The 16410-nt window shown below is 60.9% G+C and carries 17 protein-coding genes; 4 read left to right on the top strand and 13 right to left on the bottom strand.

The genetic code is table 11. The annotated features are described in order from the left end of the window. The first annotated feature begins 68 nt into the window (after positions 1-68). Positions 69-512: a bactofilin family protein gene (locus tag NSJP_RS01985; RefSeq protein WP_080885267.1), complete on the top strand. Its 444-nt coding sequence runs from the start codon at positions 69-71 to the stop codon at positions 510-512. 34 nt (positions 513-546) lie between these two features. Continuing rightward, positions 547-1620: an AI-2E family transporter gene (locus NSJP_RS01980; protein WP_080885266.1), complete on the top strand. Its 1074-nt coding sequence runs from the start codon at positions 547-549 to the stop codon at positions 1618-1620. A gap of 61 nt (positions 1621-1681) precedes the next feature. Here the strand turns inward: NSJP_RS01980 and NSJP_RS01975 are convergent, their stop codons facing one another. The 4 genes from NSJP_RS01975 to NSJP_RS01960 all read right to left on the bottom strand — a co-directional run bounded on the left by NSJP_RS01975 (position 1682) and on the right by NSJP_RS01960 (position 6363). After that, complete coding sequence (locus tag NSJP_RS01975) at positions 1682-2275, bottom strand: Tll0287-like domain-containing protein (RefSeq protein ID WP_080885265.1); 594 nt, start codon at positions 2273-2275, stop codon at positions 1682-1684. Beyond that, positions 2236-4749: an ATP-binding protein gene (locus NSJP_RS01970; RefSeq protein ID WP_080885264.1), complete on the bottom strand. Its 2514-nt coding sequence runs from the start codon at positions 4747-4749 to the stop codon at positions 2236-2238. Before NSJP_RS01970 ends, NSJP_RS01975 begins: the two co-directional genes overlap by 40 nt. After that, positions 4746-5813: a sensor histidine kinase gene (locus NSJP_RS01965; protein WP_155969783.1), complete on the bottom strand. Its 1068-nt coding sequence runs from the start codon at positions 5811-5813 to the stop codon at positions 4746-4748. The genes NSJP_RS01970 and NSJP_RS01965 overlap by 4 nt, the downstream gene beginning before the upstream one ends. A gap of 79 nt (positions 5814-5892) precedes the next feature. Further along, positions 5893-6363, bottom strand: a complete 471-nt coding sequence (locus tag NSJP_RS01960) for a response regulator (RefSeq protein ID WP_231989462.1) — start codon at positions 6361-6363, stop codon at positions 5893-5895. Between the two features lie 734 nt (positions 6364-7097). On the opposite strand from NSJP_RS01960, the gene NSJP_RS01955 reads away from it, so the two are divergent. Together NSJP_RS01955 and NSJP_RS01950 are read left to right on the top strand one after the other, a co-directional pair. Beyond that, the gene (locus NSJP_RS01955) at positions 7098-7337 is read left to right on the top strand and encodes a BolA/IbaG family iron-sulfur metabolism protein (protein ID WP_197685465.1); all 240 of its coding nucleotides are present in this window, start codon (positions 7098-7100) and stop codon (positions 7335-7337) included. A gap of 10 nt (positions 7338-7347) precedes the next feature. After that, a complete protein-coding gene (locus NSJP_RS01950; protein WP_080885261.1) occupies positions 7348-7671 on the top strand; it encodes a glutaredoxin family protein in 324 nt (107 codons plus the stop codon). Positions 7672-8428: 757 nt separating this feature from the next. Here the strand turns inward: NSJP_RS01950 and NSJP_RS01945 are convergent. The 9 genes from NSJP_RS01945 to NSJP_RS01905 form a co-directional block, all read right to left on the bottom strand. Then, positions 8429-8833 (bottom strand): hypothetical protein, encoded by a 405-nt coding sequence (locus NSJP_RS01945; RefSeq protein ID WP_080885260.1) that lies wholly within the window; start codon positions 8831-8833, stop codon positions 8429-8431. A 52-nt stretch (positions 8834-8885) separates the two neighbouring features. Continuing rightward, positions 8886-9620: an SDR family NAD(P)-dependent oxidoreductase gene (locus NSJP_RS01940; protein WP_080885259.1), complete on the bottom strand. Its 735-nt coding sequence runs from the start codon at positions 9618-9620 to the stop codon at positions 8886-8888. Between the two features lie 10 nt (positions 9621-9630). Continuing rightward, entirely contained in the window at positions 9631-10365 is a 735-nt protein-coding gene (locus NSJP_RS01935) for a TIGR04282 family arsenosugar biosynthesis glycosyltransferase (RefSeq protein ID WP_172834093.1), read from the bottom strand. 159 nt (positions 10366-10524) lie between these two features. Further along, positions 10525-10938: a hypothetical protein gene (locus NSJP_RS01930; RefSeq protein WP_080885257.1), complete on the bottom strand. Its 414-nt coding sequence runs from the start codon at positions 10936-10938 to the stop codon at positions 10525-10527. A gap of 21 nt (positions 10939-10959) precedes the next feature. After that, on the bottom strand, positions 10960-12114 hold the full coding sequence (locus NSJP_RS01925) for a 2'-deoxycytidine 5'-triphosphate deaminase (RefSeq protein WP_080885256.1): 1155 nt from the start codon (positions 12112-12114) through the stop codon (positions 10960-10962). Beyond that, the gene (locus NSJP_RS01920; RefSeq protein ID WP_080885255.1) at positions 12114-13304 is read right to left on the bottom strand and encodes a KamA family radical SAM protein; all 1191 of its coding nucleotides are present in this window, start codon (positions 13302-13304) and stop codon (positions 12114-12116) included. Before NSJP_RS01920 ends, NSJP_RS01925 begins: the two co-directional genes overlap by 1 nt. Positions 13305-13381: 77 nt before the next feature. Then, positions 13382-13636 (bottom strand): glutathione S-transferase N-terminal domain-containing protein, encoded by a 255-nt coding sequence (locus tag NSJP_RS01915; protein ID WP_080885254.1) that lies wholly within the window; start codon positions 13634-13636, stop codon positions 13382-13384. Between the two features lie 54 nt (positions 13637-13690). After that, positions 13691-15175: a hypothetical protein gene (locus tag NSJP_RS01910; protein ID WP_080885253.1), complete on the bottom strand. Its 1485-nt coding sequence runs from the start codon at positions 15173-15175 to the stop codon at positions 13691-13693. 57 nt (positions 15176-15232) lie between these two features. Further along, on the bottom strand, positions 15233-16207 hold the full coding sequence (locus tag NSJP_RS01905; RefSeq protein ID WP_172834092.1) for a GGDEF domain-containing protein: 975 nt from the start codon (positions 16205-16207) through the stop codon (positions 15233-15235). Positions 16208-16410: the final 203 nt, after the last annotated feature.

Below are 16410 nucleotides of genomic sequence, written 5' to 3'. Positions count from 1 at the left end.
CGATTATCTGCTAGGTCGTTGAAGGGGGTTGGTGTAAGCTGGCGTGACATTGCGTGAGGAGGGCCTCGATGAAGAAAAACGGATTCTCCGGCGACGACAACATCACCCTGTTGGCCAGGGGTGTGCAACTGAGGGGCGAGATTCGCGTCGAGGGCACGGTCCGGATCGACGGACGTCTCGAGGGAGACATTCACACCAACGGGCAAGTGATCATCGGCGAGGAGGGGCTGGTGCAGGGAACCATCGACGCAGGCGTGGTGGTCAGCAGCGGCCGCATCAAGGCCAAGGTCACGGCCAGCGAGCGGGTGCAGCTGCTCAAGACCGCCGTCCTGATCGGGGAAATCCATGCTCCGGTGCTGATGATGGAGGAAGGCGCGAAGCTGCAGGGCTCCACGGACATGGGTGTGGCGTCCTGGCCGGACGAACTGCCCAAGCTTCCCGGCACCGTGCACGAGCTCTCCACTCATCGAAGCAAGCACGTGGTCGTCCTTGACAAGGAGTCGAACGCCTAGCGATAGTGCACTGGTCAACGGGATCCAGGCGCGCATGACCAGACCGCATCCGTTTACGGTTGTCTTCTTCGGACTGCTTCTCGTTCTCCTCTATCAGATCGGACTCATCCTGCAGCCGTTCCTGTTTCCGGCTCTCTGGGCGGCACTCCTCGTGCATGCAACCTATCCGCTTCATGAACGGTTGACCAGGGCCTTCGGCGGGCGGGACACGTTGTCCGCCTCGATCTTGACCATCGGCGTGCTGGCCGTCGTCGTGGTGCCGTTGATCGTCGTGGGAATCCTGCTCGTGCACGAAACGAGGGACGCGGAAAAGGCGGTCCGGTCCTGGATTGCGGAAGGGGGGCTCGATCGCTTGCCGGAGCAGGTGGCGGCCGTGCCGATCGTCGGCGAATGGCTCCGGACCCTCATCACCGGGAAGAACCTCCAAGAGATTTCGGTGGAGCAATCGGTCATTACCGGGGCCAAGTTTCTCAGCCAGTTCTTCGTCGATCAAATGGGCGGTCTGCTGAAGAACACGTTGCTGCTCGTCTCGGATTTTTTCATCATGCTGATGGTGCTCTTTTTCTTCTACAAAGAGGGCAGGGAATGGACGCACGTGCTCAATGATCTCATCCCGCTGGACCGGTCACATAAGGAGAAAATCCTCACTCGTTTGGATCAAACCGTCCGGGCCGTGGTCAAGGGCATGCTTGTCACGGCGGTGGTTCAGGGCCTACTGGCCGGCCTGGCGTATTTGGTGCTTGGGGTGCCGTTCCCCGTGGTGCTCACCGCGCTGACGATTATTCTCGCGCCGATTCCGTTCGGAGGGACGGCTCTCGTGTGGGGGCCGGTCGTGGCCTATCTCTTCTGGGCTGGAACGATGTGGAAAGCCGTGGCCATGCTGGCCTGGGGTCTCGGGGTCGTCTCGACGGTGGATCAGGTTCTGCGGCCCTGGTTGATCGGCAAGGACGTCGAGATTCCCGTCCTTTTTCTCGTTTTCAGCGTCCTCGGCGGCCTGGCTCTCTACGGACTGATCGGCCTCTTCATCGGACCGGTTCTCGTCAGTCTCTTCATTACCGCGCTGCAGATTTATCGGGAAGAATATCAGCAGACCGTGCCCGCTCCCTGAACCGCCCTGTCGTGACTCTTCCCGCAAGACGTACTGGCCGAACGCAACGGGCCTGCCCCCGTTAATCCAGCGGAATCGTGATGGCGATGCCTCCCATGACATCGTTGAGCTTGAAGTCCCGCTTGGGACTGAGTGGATGCCTGTTGTGGCAGCTGACGCAGGCGGAGGATACGGCTCGGTCAGGATAAATGGCCTGGAAGTATTGTTTTCGCCCGCTGGTGACGATGCCCGTCACCGGCGCGTCCGAGGAGCGATTCAGCGATTCGAGGGCCTTGCGCTCAAAGTCCGTCGCGGGGGCGTTGCGCTGGTAAATGGGGGACAAGCCGATCAAGCGATAGCGGATTCCTTGTCCGCTCTCCGCAACCAGCCGGCCGGAATGTTGGAGGAATTGCGCCGGAAGAGGAAGCGCATTGTCCTGCTCCCAATGCTCCGCCGCCGATACCACCCCCTTCTCCTGCATGCGGTTGACGACTTGATTCGTATAGATCGTACGGTCCGCCTGCAGCACGGCGTGGACGTAGCTCGCCACCTTCTCCGGCGCAATGCCCGGCGACGGCGCGGCCTCCTTCGCGGAAAACGCCGTGGAAGCGCTCCAGCCCCATAAGGCTACGAATGTCACGGCTGCGACATGACGCGGGTATCGGAGACGGTACATGAGACCTCCTTGGAGGAAGCGGAACGGGGGTGCACCGGAAAGCTGATGACGCACGAGGTGCCTTGCCCCTCGACGCTTTCCAGCCGGATGTCGCCGCCGAATTTTCTGATGATGCGGCGGGCGACGGTCAAGCCGAGACCGGACCCTTCTCCCTGCCCCTTGGTCGTGAAGAAGGGGTCGAAAATCTTTGACAGATGCTGTTTGGGAATTCCCGGCCCCGAGTCCGTAATGGTCACGGAGGCCGTGGCGCCGGTCGTCACGGTCGTCAGACGCAGGAGGCCCCGCCCTCTCATGGCTTGCACGGCGTTCAGGAGGATGTTGCTCAAGGCCTGCCGCAGTTGGTCTGGCGATGCGTTCACGCAGGTGTCACCCGCATAGCACCGCTCGATCGTCAACGCGGAGATGTCCATTCCCACCGCCAACGTGGCCAGCGCCAGATCAAGCTCGCGTTCCAGCGGAACAGTCTGGCGCTGGTCGGAGGATTCGCGCGTGGCGACGCCGGTAAAGTCCCTGATGATGGACGCCATGCGCCGGCCGTGCTGCACGATGTCATGCGCGTATGACTTGGCGCGACCGAGGTCGCCTTCCTCCTGAATGGCCTCGCCCAGGCCCAAAATGCCGAACAGGGGATTGTTGAGTTCGTGGCCGATCCCGGCGGTGAGGATGCCCAGGCTTCCCGACTTTTCGGCCTGAATCAGATTCTCCTGCATCCGGCTCTCCTCGGTCGTGTCGCGCAGGACCAGTCCGACTCGATCGGCCTCACCCGGCCGTCCGCTCACACGGAACCATTGATAGCGGTACAGGTGATCACCCAGTTGGAGTTCCGCCCGGTGATCCTCCGCATCCTGGTTGAGTTGAGGCGCGAGAGGGTCGCGAAGGACGGGCGTCGTGTCGGATTCCGTTTCGGTTCCGGCTGCGGGTTCGGCCGGAGCCCGTGCGGTTAGGCCGAGGAGCTCCCGGCGTATCTGCTGCTGCTGGGAAGTCCCGAGCGGAAGAATCTCGAAGAGGCGAGGGGATTTCAGATCGCTGTTCGCCAGGTCGAATGCCTCGCGACCGGTACGGTTGACGTACTGCACCGACTCGTCATCGCCGATGATGAGGATGGGTGTGGGGACGGCGTCGAGGATTTGGTCGGTGGATTCGCGCAGGTATTGAACCTCCTGCGTCTTGAGGGTGACCTGGTCGGTCAATCCGGCAAAAGCGGCTTCCAGTTGCCGGTTCATCCGATTGAACTCTTCCGCCAGGGTTTCGAGCTCGTCGCCCGTCTTGATCTGGATGGTTTGCCGCAATTCCCCGCGTCCGATCGATTGGGCTGCCTGCTGCAGTTGGCGGACCGGCGTCACGATGCGGGTGGCGGCGAGGTAACCGAGCGTCGCGAGCAGCGCCATCGCGATCAGGGCGAAGACCGTCATCCAGGTCAGGAGGTGCCGGATGGGACCGAACAATTCGTCGGAGGATTGCCATACGAACGTGTGCCAGGATCCGAGCTCCAACGATCCGTTCGTGTTGCGGCTGGTTTCGGGAAGGGGCGCGAAGCCGATGATCGAAGCCGATCGGCCTCCGTGCCCGTCGCTTGGCGCATCGGTCCATCCCGGCTGGCGCGGTGTGACCAACGGGACGAGACTGGCGTCCGAGAGCGATACGCCGGTCGGCAGGATGGGACAGCTGATGACGATCCCCCGGCTGTCGATCAGCATGACGTGACCGGTCTTGCCGAATCGAATGGGATGGGTCGAAGGCGCAAAAAATTCCTTGGCGTCGATGACCCGTCGCAGTACCCCCACCGCCTCGTAACGCAGACTGTCCATGATCGGCATGGAGATGGAGAACACGTAGGTATCGGCCAAGTTATCGAAATAGACGTCTTCGATGTACAGCTGGCCGACGCCCTTATTGTAGGCACCCTTCCACCAGGCGGTCCCGCCGTTGTCGAACTTCGGCTTGGTGGTGAGGGCCGCCGCCAGATGCCCTTGGACGTCGGTCACGAACAGCATTTTGGTGGCGCCGCGGACGACCTGGGGAATGATCTCTCCCGGTTCGCTCCTGGCCCCCGTGTAATACTCATGCAGCAAGCCGGCGATCGGGTTCTCCGTAATGGTCTTGACCGTGACTGGATCGGCGGAGTCCCATTTTGCCCGTTGGTCTTCGGCGGCGGTGGCCGCAGAGGCGGACTGGTTTTGAACGACGTCGCGGCGGCGCTCAAGTTCTTTAATGATGAGCGGATCCGACGCGATGCGCGCGGTGCGTGAAATCTCGTCACCGATCAGGATGTCGAGCTTCCTGGCCGCCTCCGTGGCGAGGGCCTTGAAGCTTTCTCCACTGACCTCGTTGATCTCCCGGGACCCTTGCCAAAAGGCCATACCGAGCCCCACTAGCAGGGGGACGATCCCGACCAGCAGCATCGAGACGATCAGCTTGGTCCGGAGACGCCATCCGCGGGTCGATGAAGCCGGCTCGACGCTCGAGGCCTTCATGGCGGCACCCCGCGCGGCGGAGGAAAGCTGAGGGTGATGGTGGTGCCCGTGCCTTCATGGCTATCGACCGTGATCGTGCCGAGCATCCTGTTGACGATGGTTTTGACGTTGTAGAGCCCGAGCCCCGTTCCTTTGCCCGGCCCCTTGGTCGTGAAGAACGGCTCGAAAATGCGGCCGGCGACCTCGGAGGACATGCCGCACCCCGTGTCGGCGATGCTCGCCCGTATCGCGTCCCCGGCGGCCTCGGTGGTCAGCGTCAGGGTTCCTCCGCCGCGATCCATGGCATGGACCGCATTGGTGATGAGATTCACGAACACGTGCAGGAGTTCGTCCGGATTGCCCGTCGTCACGGCGCCGGTGCCGTACCGCTTGACCACCGTGATGTCGTGGAAGCTGGCGGCGTAGCGGGCGATCTTGAGAGCTTCGTCCAATCGGAGGTTCAGATTCACCTGGCTGTCGCCATTGACGGAAGACTTGCGGGCATATTGCGTCAGGTCCCGGCAAATCGCGCTGGTCCGTTTGACCGCCTCGATGATGTCCTTGGCCTGCTCGTGGATCGTGCGGAGGTCTCGTTCCTCCGCGAGATTTTCAGCGAGCCCGAGAATCAGTTGGAGCGGATTGTTGATGTCGTGGGCGATGCCTGCGGCAAAATTCCCGACGCCGGCCATTTTCTCGGCATGGAAGAGCTCGGCCTGGAGTCGGGCTTCGTGCCGAACCAGCTCCCACAGGACCCGGGAAGCGGTCCCGCTGAGCACGTCGGTCTCCGGATGCCGATGGAGTCGAATGACGTGCTCCATATGGGGATCACCCGTCACGTCCATGATCAAGTTGACGTCATGCTTCGCAATCAAATCTTCGGCCCGGTCGGTGACCGGGATGCGAAGGTCTCTTGCGCGCTGGAGGCCGGGGGCTCGCCGATCGCGATCGGCGATGCCGAGAATTTCAATGGCGGAGATTTGATGCAGCAGATCGAGGAGGGCCGTGCCTCCGCGGCCGGCTCCGAGGATGACCACTTTGGTGGGGGCGAGAGCCGACACCACCGCGCTGTCCGTCAAGTTATGCACGGCGCTGCTCCAAAAGGCGGAGGGAGAACCGGCGACCGGTTCTCCCTCGATCGTCTCGCATGCGGCCCACCGTACTCATTTAGAGATGAGCAAGCTCGCGTTGACCCATGGCGCGGGCCACCGCCTCCCGTAACTTCTCCCCTTCGACCGGCTTGACGAGATAGTCCACGACGCCCTGGCGCAACAACGACGTCGCCATATCGGTGTCAGGGAATCCGGTCAGCACGATCAGGGGAACCCGTGGATAGTTGCTGCGGAAGTAGGCGATCGCTTCGACTCCGTTGATCTTCGGCATGCGAATGTCGCAGATCACGACATCGAGCAGCAGCCGGTTTTCCCCGGCGTTGATGGTTTCGATCGCCTTCTCGCCGTTCTCGGCCTCGAGGACGTCGTAGCCGGCTTTCTGCAGCGTCATGCGCACCACCTTCCGAATGTCGGCTTCATCGTCGACGACCAGCACGCGTCCATTGGTGGCATGATCCGGCATGAAGAATCCCGATGTAAATTCTGCTCCCATGATGCCCTCCTTGTAGATTGATGATGTGTTCATGTTATCTGTCTTGGTATCTGTGTGGCTTCTACCGCAGGTGGTGAGCAACCAGTATGCCACTGAAGGAATCGCTCGAAGTCGCTGATTCGCGGGGGTTTGGCAGCCAGCGGGCTTCGCAGGACTTTGAAGGCTGGTTCATATCCACCGCCAGGCGTTGATATCCACCACCAATCTGCTGTTCCTATTTACAGTGGCCACAGACAGAGTCGGCATGAGTCACCAGCTACGCCGCAACAGCAGCAAAGAACTCAGCAACACTCCAGCGACTGTGAATGTCATGACAGAACTCATAAGCATACCTCCGCAAATAGATAACGCCCCCGGCAGGCTAACCAAGATTCGTACCAATCGTGGGTAGCAGCTTCGCGTGCAAATACCTTCAGTTTCACGAGCGATTCGGAGCGAAGCCAACGCCGATCACCATTGTGAGGTCTGAACGGCCGGATCAAAACCGATTCATGGTGAATCCGTAGTAGGCGTGTGTGGCCAGGACTTGACTGATTGGCGATTTTGCGGGAATGACATGCTTCCGTGTTGCTGACGGTAACTGATCCACTATCGGGTGGATGGGAAATTGCGTTTCTGGAAGCCCCTACGGTATCCTCTAGCCATTAGGATGTGGGAAAAGTGTTTTGGGCAGCCGGGTATCACGATCTCGAGTCTGAGCGACGCGAGACCGGAGTTGAAGGATTCTTTCAATAGCCTGCCATGAGGGATTCGTTGAGGAGACGAGGGTGATTACAGCTGAAACCCTGACCGACTACATTAGACGCACGATGCCGGATGCAGCCGTGACGATGACCGACCGCACCGGAACCATGGACCATTTGAAGGTGGTGGTGGTATCCGAGGTGTTTCGGGGCAAGAACTTGCTCGATCGGCACCGTCTCATTTATCAGGCTCTCGATGCGCCGATGAAGGACGGACGCATTCACGCGCTGGAACTGACGGCCCGCACGAAGGACGAAGTATAAGGAGGAAGCCATGGGAGATCCGATCCAGGACGAAATCCAACAAGAAATCGCCGCGAACAAGATCCTGATCTACGGTAAAGGCACGAAGACCATGCCGATGTGCGGCTTTACACTGGAGACCATGCAATTCTTCGACAAGTACGGCTATCCCTATGAGCTGATCGACGTGCTCTCTCAGCCGGCGAAGCGCGAAGCCCTGACCAAGATGACGAATTGGCCCACTCTGCCCAAGGTCTTCATCGATGGTCAATTTTATGGCGACACGGACATCCTCGATCCGATGGCCGCTAAGGGTGAGATGGAGCCGTTGCTGAAAAAAGCGTTTGGGCGGTAAGCAGCCAGGCGGAATCTCCGCCGCGCACCTGAGATGCCACCCAACTAGACCTCGCTCGTTGAATCCTGCAAACTCGCCAGTGGCTGGCTCAAACAGTGCAGTCTTCGCGCTTGCTATGGAAGAGCAAGCGCCTCTCGCTTCGGTGAGTTGTGTCCCGGCCTCTCCGGCAAGGCGGCGGACGATTCCGCCTGGCTGCCCGCCCGGTAGATTTCAGCAGCGGGGAGAGAGAGGGTGAGAAGACAAGAGTAGCGTCGTCACGAGCCTCGCCGCGCTCCACCTCCGCGCGAACCCAGCTAAGCCTCGTCCGTTCGTGGCCTGTAAACTCATCGAAACGATTCGAACAGTACAGGCCACGCCGTTGCGTTGGAAGCGCAACGGGCACGGCCAGCGGCAAGTAAAGGTCGTCAGATCATCGCTTTCGCTCAAGGCCAGATCCGTTTCAGTCCGGCGTAGGCCTCTGCTTCGCTTGGCTGCGGAACTTGATCCGTCCCGACTGCCGTCGAACGGATCTGCGAACAGTCCTCGCCACCCGTTTCAACGGGCCGCTCCATATCGGCAACGCCGGAGGACAAAACGGCTCTGATGCCCGCTCATGCGATGATCTGATGATAGAGTGAGGATTGAGAAAGACCTCGCTCGGTTTCCGGCAGACCTATTAGCACGGCTTGCCCGCAACCTCTCTGGGCCGATTCACCGCTGCTTTCTTTTGGGAGGAGCGGGTGCCGCCAGTCCCGATCGTTCCGGTGATGTCGGAGACCTATCGTTTGGCTTCGGGGGGAGGCCAGTTCATCTCCGTATGTCGCCCGCAGTAATAGCACGACAGGCGATATCGGGCCTTGCGGCGAGGGTTGGGCATGGAGGTAAACGTGATGGGCGTGTCGTCGAAGGGGCAAACCGGCTGATCGTGTAACAGATGCATCTCGGCCATCAGGGTAATCGAGGCGATGTCCCAGGAGGGATGGGTATCCACCTTGCCGGTGATGTGCTCGACGGCATGGCATCGCTCGCACTCGGCTTGATACGTCTTCACGGCGGCATGATGCACGGTCAAATCGACCACGTCCATCGGACCTCCGCAGTCCGGACGGGTACAGATCAGATGTTCATGTTGCAACGCCTGTACGAACCGGCGGTGCGCCGCTCGCTCCGGCTCTGATTTCATATGCAGCACTCCTTTTTCCACGGGATCGTTCGAATCACATCTTCACCACGTCCTAAATTCCCCATGCTCCGCTGATCTGAATGTTGGCTCCGTTGACGTACCGTGCGTCGTCGCCCAACAGAAAACGGACGGCGGCCACCACGTCATCGACAGTACCGATATATCCTGCGGGAATTCGTTTGGTCATGCCGGCCAATTCTTCGGGCGGTGCGCTTCCCGAGTCGATGAACCCGGGCGAGATGGTGTTGACCGTGATGCCGTGCGGCGCCAGGAGTTTCGCCAGCGTCCTGGTCAGGATCAGGACACCCGCCTTGGCGATGTAGTGGGCGGTGACGTCCGGTTGCGAGACCATCTGCTCCGTGTTCGCCATGCTGAAGGTGATGATCCGGCCGTACTTTCTGGCTTTCATGCCGGGCGCGACCGCCTGCGCCAGGTAGAAGATGGGATGGAGATTCCCGTCGAACATCTCGTTCCAGCCCGCGACCGTCTCGTCGAACAGATTGACGCGATGGTAGGGGCCGGCGCCGTTGATCAGCGCGTCGATATGCCCCCATTCCTTCTCGACCGTGGCGGCGAATTCCCGGGCCGCCGTCGGCTCGGACACGTCGCAGCGGCGCGTGAGGGCTCGGCCGCCCCGCGCTTCAATGGCCCGAGCCGTTTCCTCCGCCTCCGCCGCGCTCGTGCGATAGCAAATGGCGACGCACCACTGTTGCTGCGCAAGGTCGAGTGCGATCCCGCGTCCGATGCCTTTTGCTCCGCCGGTGATGAGCGCCACCCGATGAGTCATACTGGCCGTATTATGCCCGTGATCGGATCCGTTTGGCGAGCAGTTGCAGCGTCCCGGCCGTGCGGGAGGAGAATTGCCGTTCCGCTTTCGGCAAACTCGCGTCGCGCGCGCCGGCTTCGATAAACGCGGTCAGATCGTCGATTGAGTCGACGTCGCGCCACTCCGGCAGGGAGGCGACGCGGAGGCCCAGAGATTCGGCTCTCTCTCGGGTCACCCGGAAGACCTGATCGGTACACCAGGGAATGTCGCTGAAGAGGCCATCCGCTCGCTTGGCCAATCCAAACAGATAGCAGCCGCCCGTCTGCTCGGGGCCCAGGACCAGATCGTGCTCATCCAAGAGCATCGCCGCCTGCCGGTAATACTCGAGTGGCAGGGTGGGGATATCGGTCCCCAGCATCACGACACGGCGGTGTCCTTTGTCGAACACCGCGCGGCAGGTCTCCCGCATACGTGCGTCCGGATCGGCGCCGAGTTGGTCGATCAAGCGCACGCGATGCCGCTCTTCCATGATTTTGAAGAAGACGTGTTGGGATGACGGAGCGCAGGCAAGGTAGCGATCGAATGGAAGCTTCCACTTGTCCATGGCGACTTTGGTGCGTTCCAACGTATCCAGTACAAAGCTGCCGTGCAGCGTCGCCGCTTCGTCCTGCGTCAGCGGCGGGCAAAGGCTTGTCTTGACCTGGCCGACGATGGGAGCTTCGGTGAGGATGATCAGCGCAAGGTCTGCCGAGGGGCGGTTCGTCATAGGGCGTCCGAGGAGGCGGCTTCGTGTTTCCGGTTTCGATACGCCGGCAGGGGAGCCGCGACCGGCCACGCGCATAGGGCTGTCCCCTGCTTGGCAATGCAGATGATGGGCTCCATTAGGCGGAGAGAATCGGCGGGGCCTCGGAGGATATGCGGTGTCCTACGCGGGCTTTTTCGGCTCATTGAACATGAAATACATGACGATCACCACTGTCGCCCAGAACACGACTTGCTTGTGCCAGAACAGCACCTCTCCGTAGTGAAAGAACGCGAACGCCAAGGCGAGGGCGCAGGCGATCACCCCGTACCGAAACATGGGAGCCTCGATCGCGGCATTGGCCCAGACGGCAATCCCCCCGAAGTAGATCAGCAACGGCACCACGTTGATCTCGAAGCCTCCGCTGATCGACAGGAACACGTTCAAAAAGCCGATGAATATGAGCGCGGTGCCGATCATGACGCCGACCACATGCAGTTGGGTATCGCTGCCGCTGTCCTGCTCGCGCCGGCGGGCGTTGTCGTGGCGGGACGGTTGGTCGTCTGATTGGGGTGTCGGAAGATCGGTGGGTGCCATGGCGTTCCCTTGCACTATACCTTATATCTTGAAATGTTTGCTGAGCGTGAGCGCCTGCCGCTGATAGGACGAGCCCAGGCCGACGCCGTACAGGCGGCTCGGCACGTCGAGCATGCGATCATAGATGACCTTGAAGAAGGTCTGGCCGTCGTGAATCAGGAACGGGACATCGTGGGGCCGCACCTCCAACACCACTTGCGTGCCGGCGATCTCGCCGTCCGCCCCGTATCCGAATCCCGGATCGAAGAAACCCGCGTAATGGGTGCGCAGTTCTCCGCAAGCCGCCTCGTAGGCCACCATTTCTGCCGCATAGTCCGGCGGAACGCAGATGCGTTCTTTGGAAGCCAAAATGTAGAACTCTTCCGGCTCCAACAACAGGCTGTCCTGGCGATGCCGGTACAGGGGCTCCCAGAAATCCGCTGCCGCGTAATAGCCGACTTTGGAAAGGTCGATGACGTGGCTGTTCTTTTTCGCCCGGTAGCCGATGACGGCGTTGCCGGTTCGCTCCTCTCCCTTGAGATCGATGCGAAGGAACAGACCGTGATCGGTACGGAATTCCTTGGCCGACACGGCCTTGCGTTTGGGCGCGTTGTGATAGAGCAGCGGCTCCTGCCGGTGCAGGCGCTCGAGCGCCGCGTCGGGGGCGGTGGCCTCGCCGCGGATGAAACGGATTTGGTTGAGGCTCTGGCCGGTCTTCACCTTGATCGCGAACGAACGGGGTACGACCTCGAGAAACAAGGGGCCGTGATAGCCGGCACGGATCTCGTCGAATCCGGTGTTGAGATCGGTGACGATGCGCGTGAACACGTCGAGCCGGCCGGTGGTGCTCTTCGGGTTGGCCCGCGCCCGCAGCGTCTTCGGCAGCTGGAGGGATTCCAGCAGCGGCACGAGGTAAACATGGCCTTTCTCGAGGATCGCGCCACCGCTCAGGTCCATTTCGTACATCACGAGGTCGGAGTGATAAAAGTCCATCACGTCGAGCCGGCTGGAAATGGGCGACAGCTCGGGCAGAAAGCTGCTGATCAACCGATAGGCTTTCTTGCCGAGGCGGAGGTCGAGGCTGGCCGGTTGGATCTGCCGGTCTTCGATCGCAACGGGGGCGGTGATGCTTCCTCCGGCGATCAATCGGGTGATTTGTTGATAGGGCAGGATGCCCTGAGCCGGAGCGGCAGCCATCAGTCGTCCATGTCTCCGCCGCAGCTGTTGCCCCAGGCGGCATAGCCGTCGCGATCGGGATAGCTGTCGCCATAGGAGGGGAAGGCGTCGGCGTCGTCCTGATAGGAGGCGCGTGCGCCGACCATCGGCAATTCGCGGCCGCCCGTCGCTTTCGACTGAGGATAGCTGAACCGTTTGTTCTCGTAGTTGCGCAGCACGGCTTCGTCATCGTTCATGCGGACCAGGTAGTCGTCCGGCAGCAGCGGAATTTTTCCGCCCCCTCCCGGTGCGTCGATCACGAAGTGCGGGACGGCCATTCCGCTGGTGTGACCCTGCAGCGCCTTGATGATGTTCAACCCTGTTTCGACCTTCGTGCGGAAATGATTCGTGCCCTTGGTCAAGTCCGCCTGGTAGAGATAGTACGGCTTCACCCGGGCCAGCAGCAATTGATGCATCAGCCGCCGCATGATTTCAGGATCATCATTGACGTCTTTCAAGAGCACGGTCTGCGCGCCGAGAGGAACACCCGCGTCAGCCAGGCGGCCGCAGGCCGCTTTCACCTCGGGAGTCAACTCATCGGGATGGTTGAAGTGCAGATTCATATAGATCGGGTGGTATTTTTTCACGATCTCGCAGAGGGCCGGCGTGATCCGTTCGGGCAGCGTGCCCGGCACGCGGGAACCGATGCGGACCAATTCCAGGTGCGGGATCGTCCGGAGCGCTTTCAGGATGCGTTCGAGCAGATGGTCGGGCAACAGCAACGGATCGCCGCCGGAGAGGATGACGTCCCGTACTTCCGAATGAGCCCGCAGATAGGCGATGGCCCGATCCAGCTCGCCCTTCTTGAGAAAACCGGGTTTGCCGACGAGGCGCTTGCGCGTACAGAAGCGGCAATAGATCGGACACTGATTCGTCACCATCAAGAGGACGCGGTCCGGGTACCGGTGCACCAGATGGGGCACCGGACTCATCAGGTCTTCCTCGAGCGGGTCGTCCTCCGCATCGATGTCGGCCAGCTCGGCCGCGTCCGGGACGACCTGCCTCCAGATTGCATCGCCCTTTGCCCGGATGGTGTTCAGGACCGTGGGCGTGATCCGCATGGGATACGGGCCGACGATCTCTTCGATCTCCTTGGCATCGAGGCCGAAGCGATCTGCGAGATCTTTAGGCTTGACGATGCTGTCGGCGAGGATTTGTCTCCACTCCTCCATCGACTTACTCCCTCATTCGCGCGTAATTAACGACGCGGGTTCGATTCTCTATGCCGGCCCGGGGACCGAGGGGCGGCTCAGCGTTGGGCCAGACGATCGGCCTCCGCTTTGCGCTCGATATAGGCCAGAATCTCGTCGGTTTCGGTCAGTACGGTGTCGCCGTCCTTCAAGACCGGCACATAATATTGTCCGGACACCTCGTAGACCTGCTTGCGGAACGGCCGCACATCGGGGACGATGACGCCTTCATAGGCCAGACCGGCCTCTGCCAGCTTGCGCCGCACCACGTCACATTCCGGGCACCAGTCCACGTGATAGAGCGTCAGAGCCATAGTTGTTCGTGTTGATGCGTACGTTCAGTTCAGGAACGAATAGCGTCGCATCCATCATTCCGCCCGGGGCTGGCCTTCCGGAGCAACGGCGCAAGGAACCAGGATCGCATCCTTCATCCCGTGGATGATCTTCTTGTCCGCCGGACACACTGTCGCCAGAATACCAGCCAGCTCCACCTTTTCGCCAGCCACGAAATAATAGGGAGACAATCTGGCCCGACCCGCCATCTGGCGCATCTCCCCGCTGGCGGGGTCGTAGTATTCCAGGTGGTATTGCCGGCCCTTGTGGAACTCTTGCAGGATATAAGGCGTCCGCGGAAATGCGGCCAACGCTTCATCGATCGCGGTCGCCCACTCACTCTGAGGCAAATCATGCCCGATCGACACACCCCGGCTGCCCCATGCCAATTCCGAGAAGCCGGAAGGCTTGATGACGAAGTGCCGTTCCTTTTGGGTGGCCGACAGAAGATCCCGCCAATTCGTGATGGCCCGATCTCCGATGGACAGGCCCGGGATGGTCGCCTGCGGCGGGACCGGAGCCGGGTCGAGCAGCCATGTTCGCGGCATGACCGTGGTCAGATGAAGCCAGGTGTCTTCGCGCAATTCCCGGCGCCAGAAGGAGCGGAGCATCGGATGGTGAAGGAGTGCGAAGGCCGACTTCTCTTCCAGCGCCGGCTTGTATGGAGGAGTGACGGTCACCCAATCTTTTTTCGCGGCATATTGGATCAGTTCCGACTTCGGGATGTTGGGGAGGTCGAACAATTCGAAAAACCGGTACATCAGCGCGATGGGCTGTTCGCGGTCGCCGTCGACGATTCGGAGCGTTCCTTCCGTGAACCGGACGTCGCGCGGCTGCACGCAACGGGTCTCAATCCCCCGCTCGGAAAGTCGCGCCGTCATCCAGGTCATTTCCGGCCGATAGTCCTTCGCTTCATCCGACACCACTACCGCCGTGCATCCTTCACGGGAACCGCGAAGATGCGTCAGCATCGCGCCGAACCCGTCGATCATCCCGTCGCGACCGCCGACCAGCCGCATAGTGGCGGGCGACGACGGATCTTCGGGATTCAGAAATCCATTGTCGGCATAGGCGCGCGAGAGACAGGCGGTAAGTCCGATGCCGCCCGGCACCGAATCGAGCTCGGTAATGACCATTCCGTCGGCAGTCGGAATCACGTCGGGACGGATCACGGCGGGCAGCAGGTCGCGAAACCGTTTCATGCGGCTGTAGCTGACGAGCCCTTCCGGTTTTCCACGATCCAAGGCTTCGGCGATCCAGGAGGGCTGCAGGCCGCGGGCGCTTTCGGCGTACAGCCGGTTGAGCGCGCGATAGAACGAAAGAAGATGGGGACCCAGGCGGCGGAAAAAGCCGATCTGGTCCGCGGAAAGGAGGAACGGGACCGTTCCGATCCGCCAGGAATTCAGCGCCGTATCGGCGTCACCCGCGGCCGACGTTCCGGCTGAAGCGGCGAACAGCCCCGCGTCGACCAGTGCATCCCGAATGGCGGAGCAGCGATAGAGGAGATTGGAGGTAGTCAAATGAACAGGGACGACATTCGTAACAATCGACAGACGAGCGTGATCGTAGCACGCGCCCTAGGATCGTACAAGAGGACCGGGAACGCTCGGCGGCGGAGGCGCGGGGGCGGCCATGCGTACGCGGTTCTTGCCCGCCCGCTTGGCCGCGTAGACGGCCGTGTCGGCGGCATTGACGAGATCGGTGGGGTTGTCCGCGTGAATGGGAAATGACGCGACGCCGACGCTGCAGGTGAGAGCAAACGAAGGCATGGTCAGCGCGGAGAGTTCGGGCAGCATCGTGAGCGTCGTTACCCGGTGGCGGAGCCGCTCGGCCGCGCTGAGCGCGCCGTCCATCGACGTGTCCGGAAGAATCAAGGCGAACTCTTCGCCGCCGTATCGCGCCGCAAAATCGCTGGCGCGTGCGATTCCCCGACTGGGTCCCTGTTGGCTGTCCAGCAGCCATCCGATTTCCCGGAGGACTTGATCGCCGGTGGTGTGTCCGTACATGTCATTGATCTGCTTGAAGTTGTCCAAGTCGACGAACAGGAGAGAGAGCGGGCGCATCGAACGGAGGGCGAGTGCGCAGAGATGAACCAGCGTCTGCTCAAAGTGCGAATGGTTGTACAGGCCCGTCAGGCTGTCCCGCACCGACTGATCTTGTAGAAGCTGATTCGCCTGAATCAGATCGCGATTGGTCGCGGACAACTTCGTGACGAGACGCTCGGTTTCCTGCTGCTGCCGTTTGAGAGAGGTGATGTCGGTGATCGTTTCGACGATATGCGTCGCTCCGGTCGTCGTCTCGACTTTGGCCCATTGCACCAGGAGATGTTCATCGTTCGGCAGCGGCACCTCGTTGGAGGACGGTCGGCCGGTTTCGACGGTTTCCGGCATCCGGCAGAAGCTGCAAGGCGTGGAACAGCCGGCGATCTTTTCGTGGCAGGTCGCGTTCGAGATGTCTCCGAACTTTTTTCGCGAGCTATCGTTTTGAAAGATGACTGTGTGGGTAAGCGGATCAATCACCGTGATAATGAGGGGTTGCGAATTCAGCAACACTCGTGGATCGTATTGAGATGGAAGAGGTGTATCGGACATGATGGTGGTGACGGCAGAGCGAATATATCCTGCTGCAGTATCCCACCGATTGAGGAGACGTCAAGGAATTGTCGGTTTTCCAGACGCCATGTCTCGAAAAACATATCCTGCTAGTCGGTCCACGGGAACAGTGCTAGAATGAACGAAAAATCAAGGAGTTCCTC

It is taken from the genome of Nitrospira japonica, from assembly GCF_900169565.1.
Taxonomy (GTDB): Bacteria; Nitrospirota; Nitrospiria; order Nitrospirales; family Nitrospiraceae; genus Nitrospira_C; species Nitrospira_C japonica_A.
This window is presented reverse-complemented; position numbering and strand designations above follow the sequence as displayed.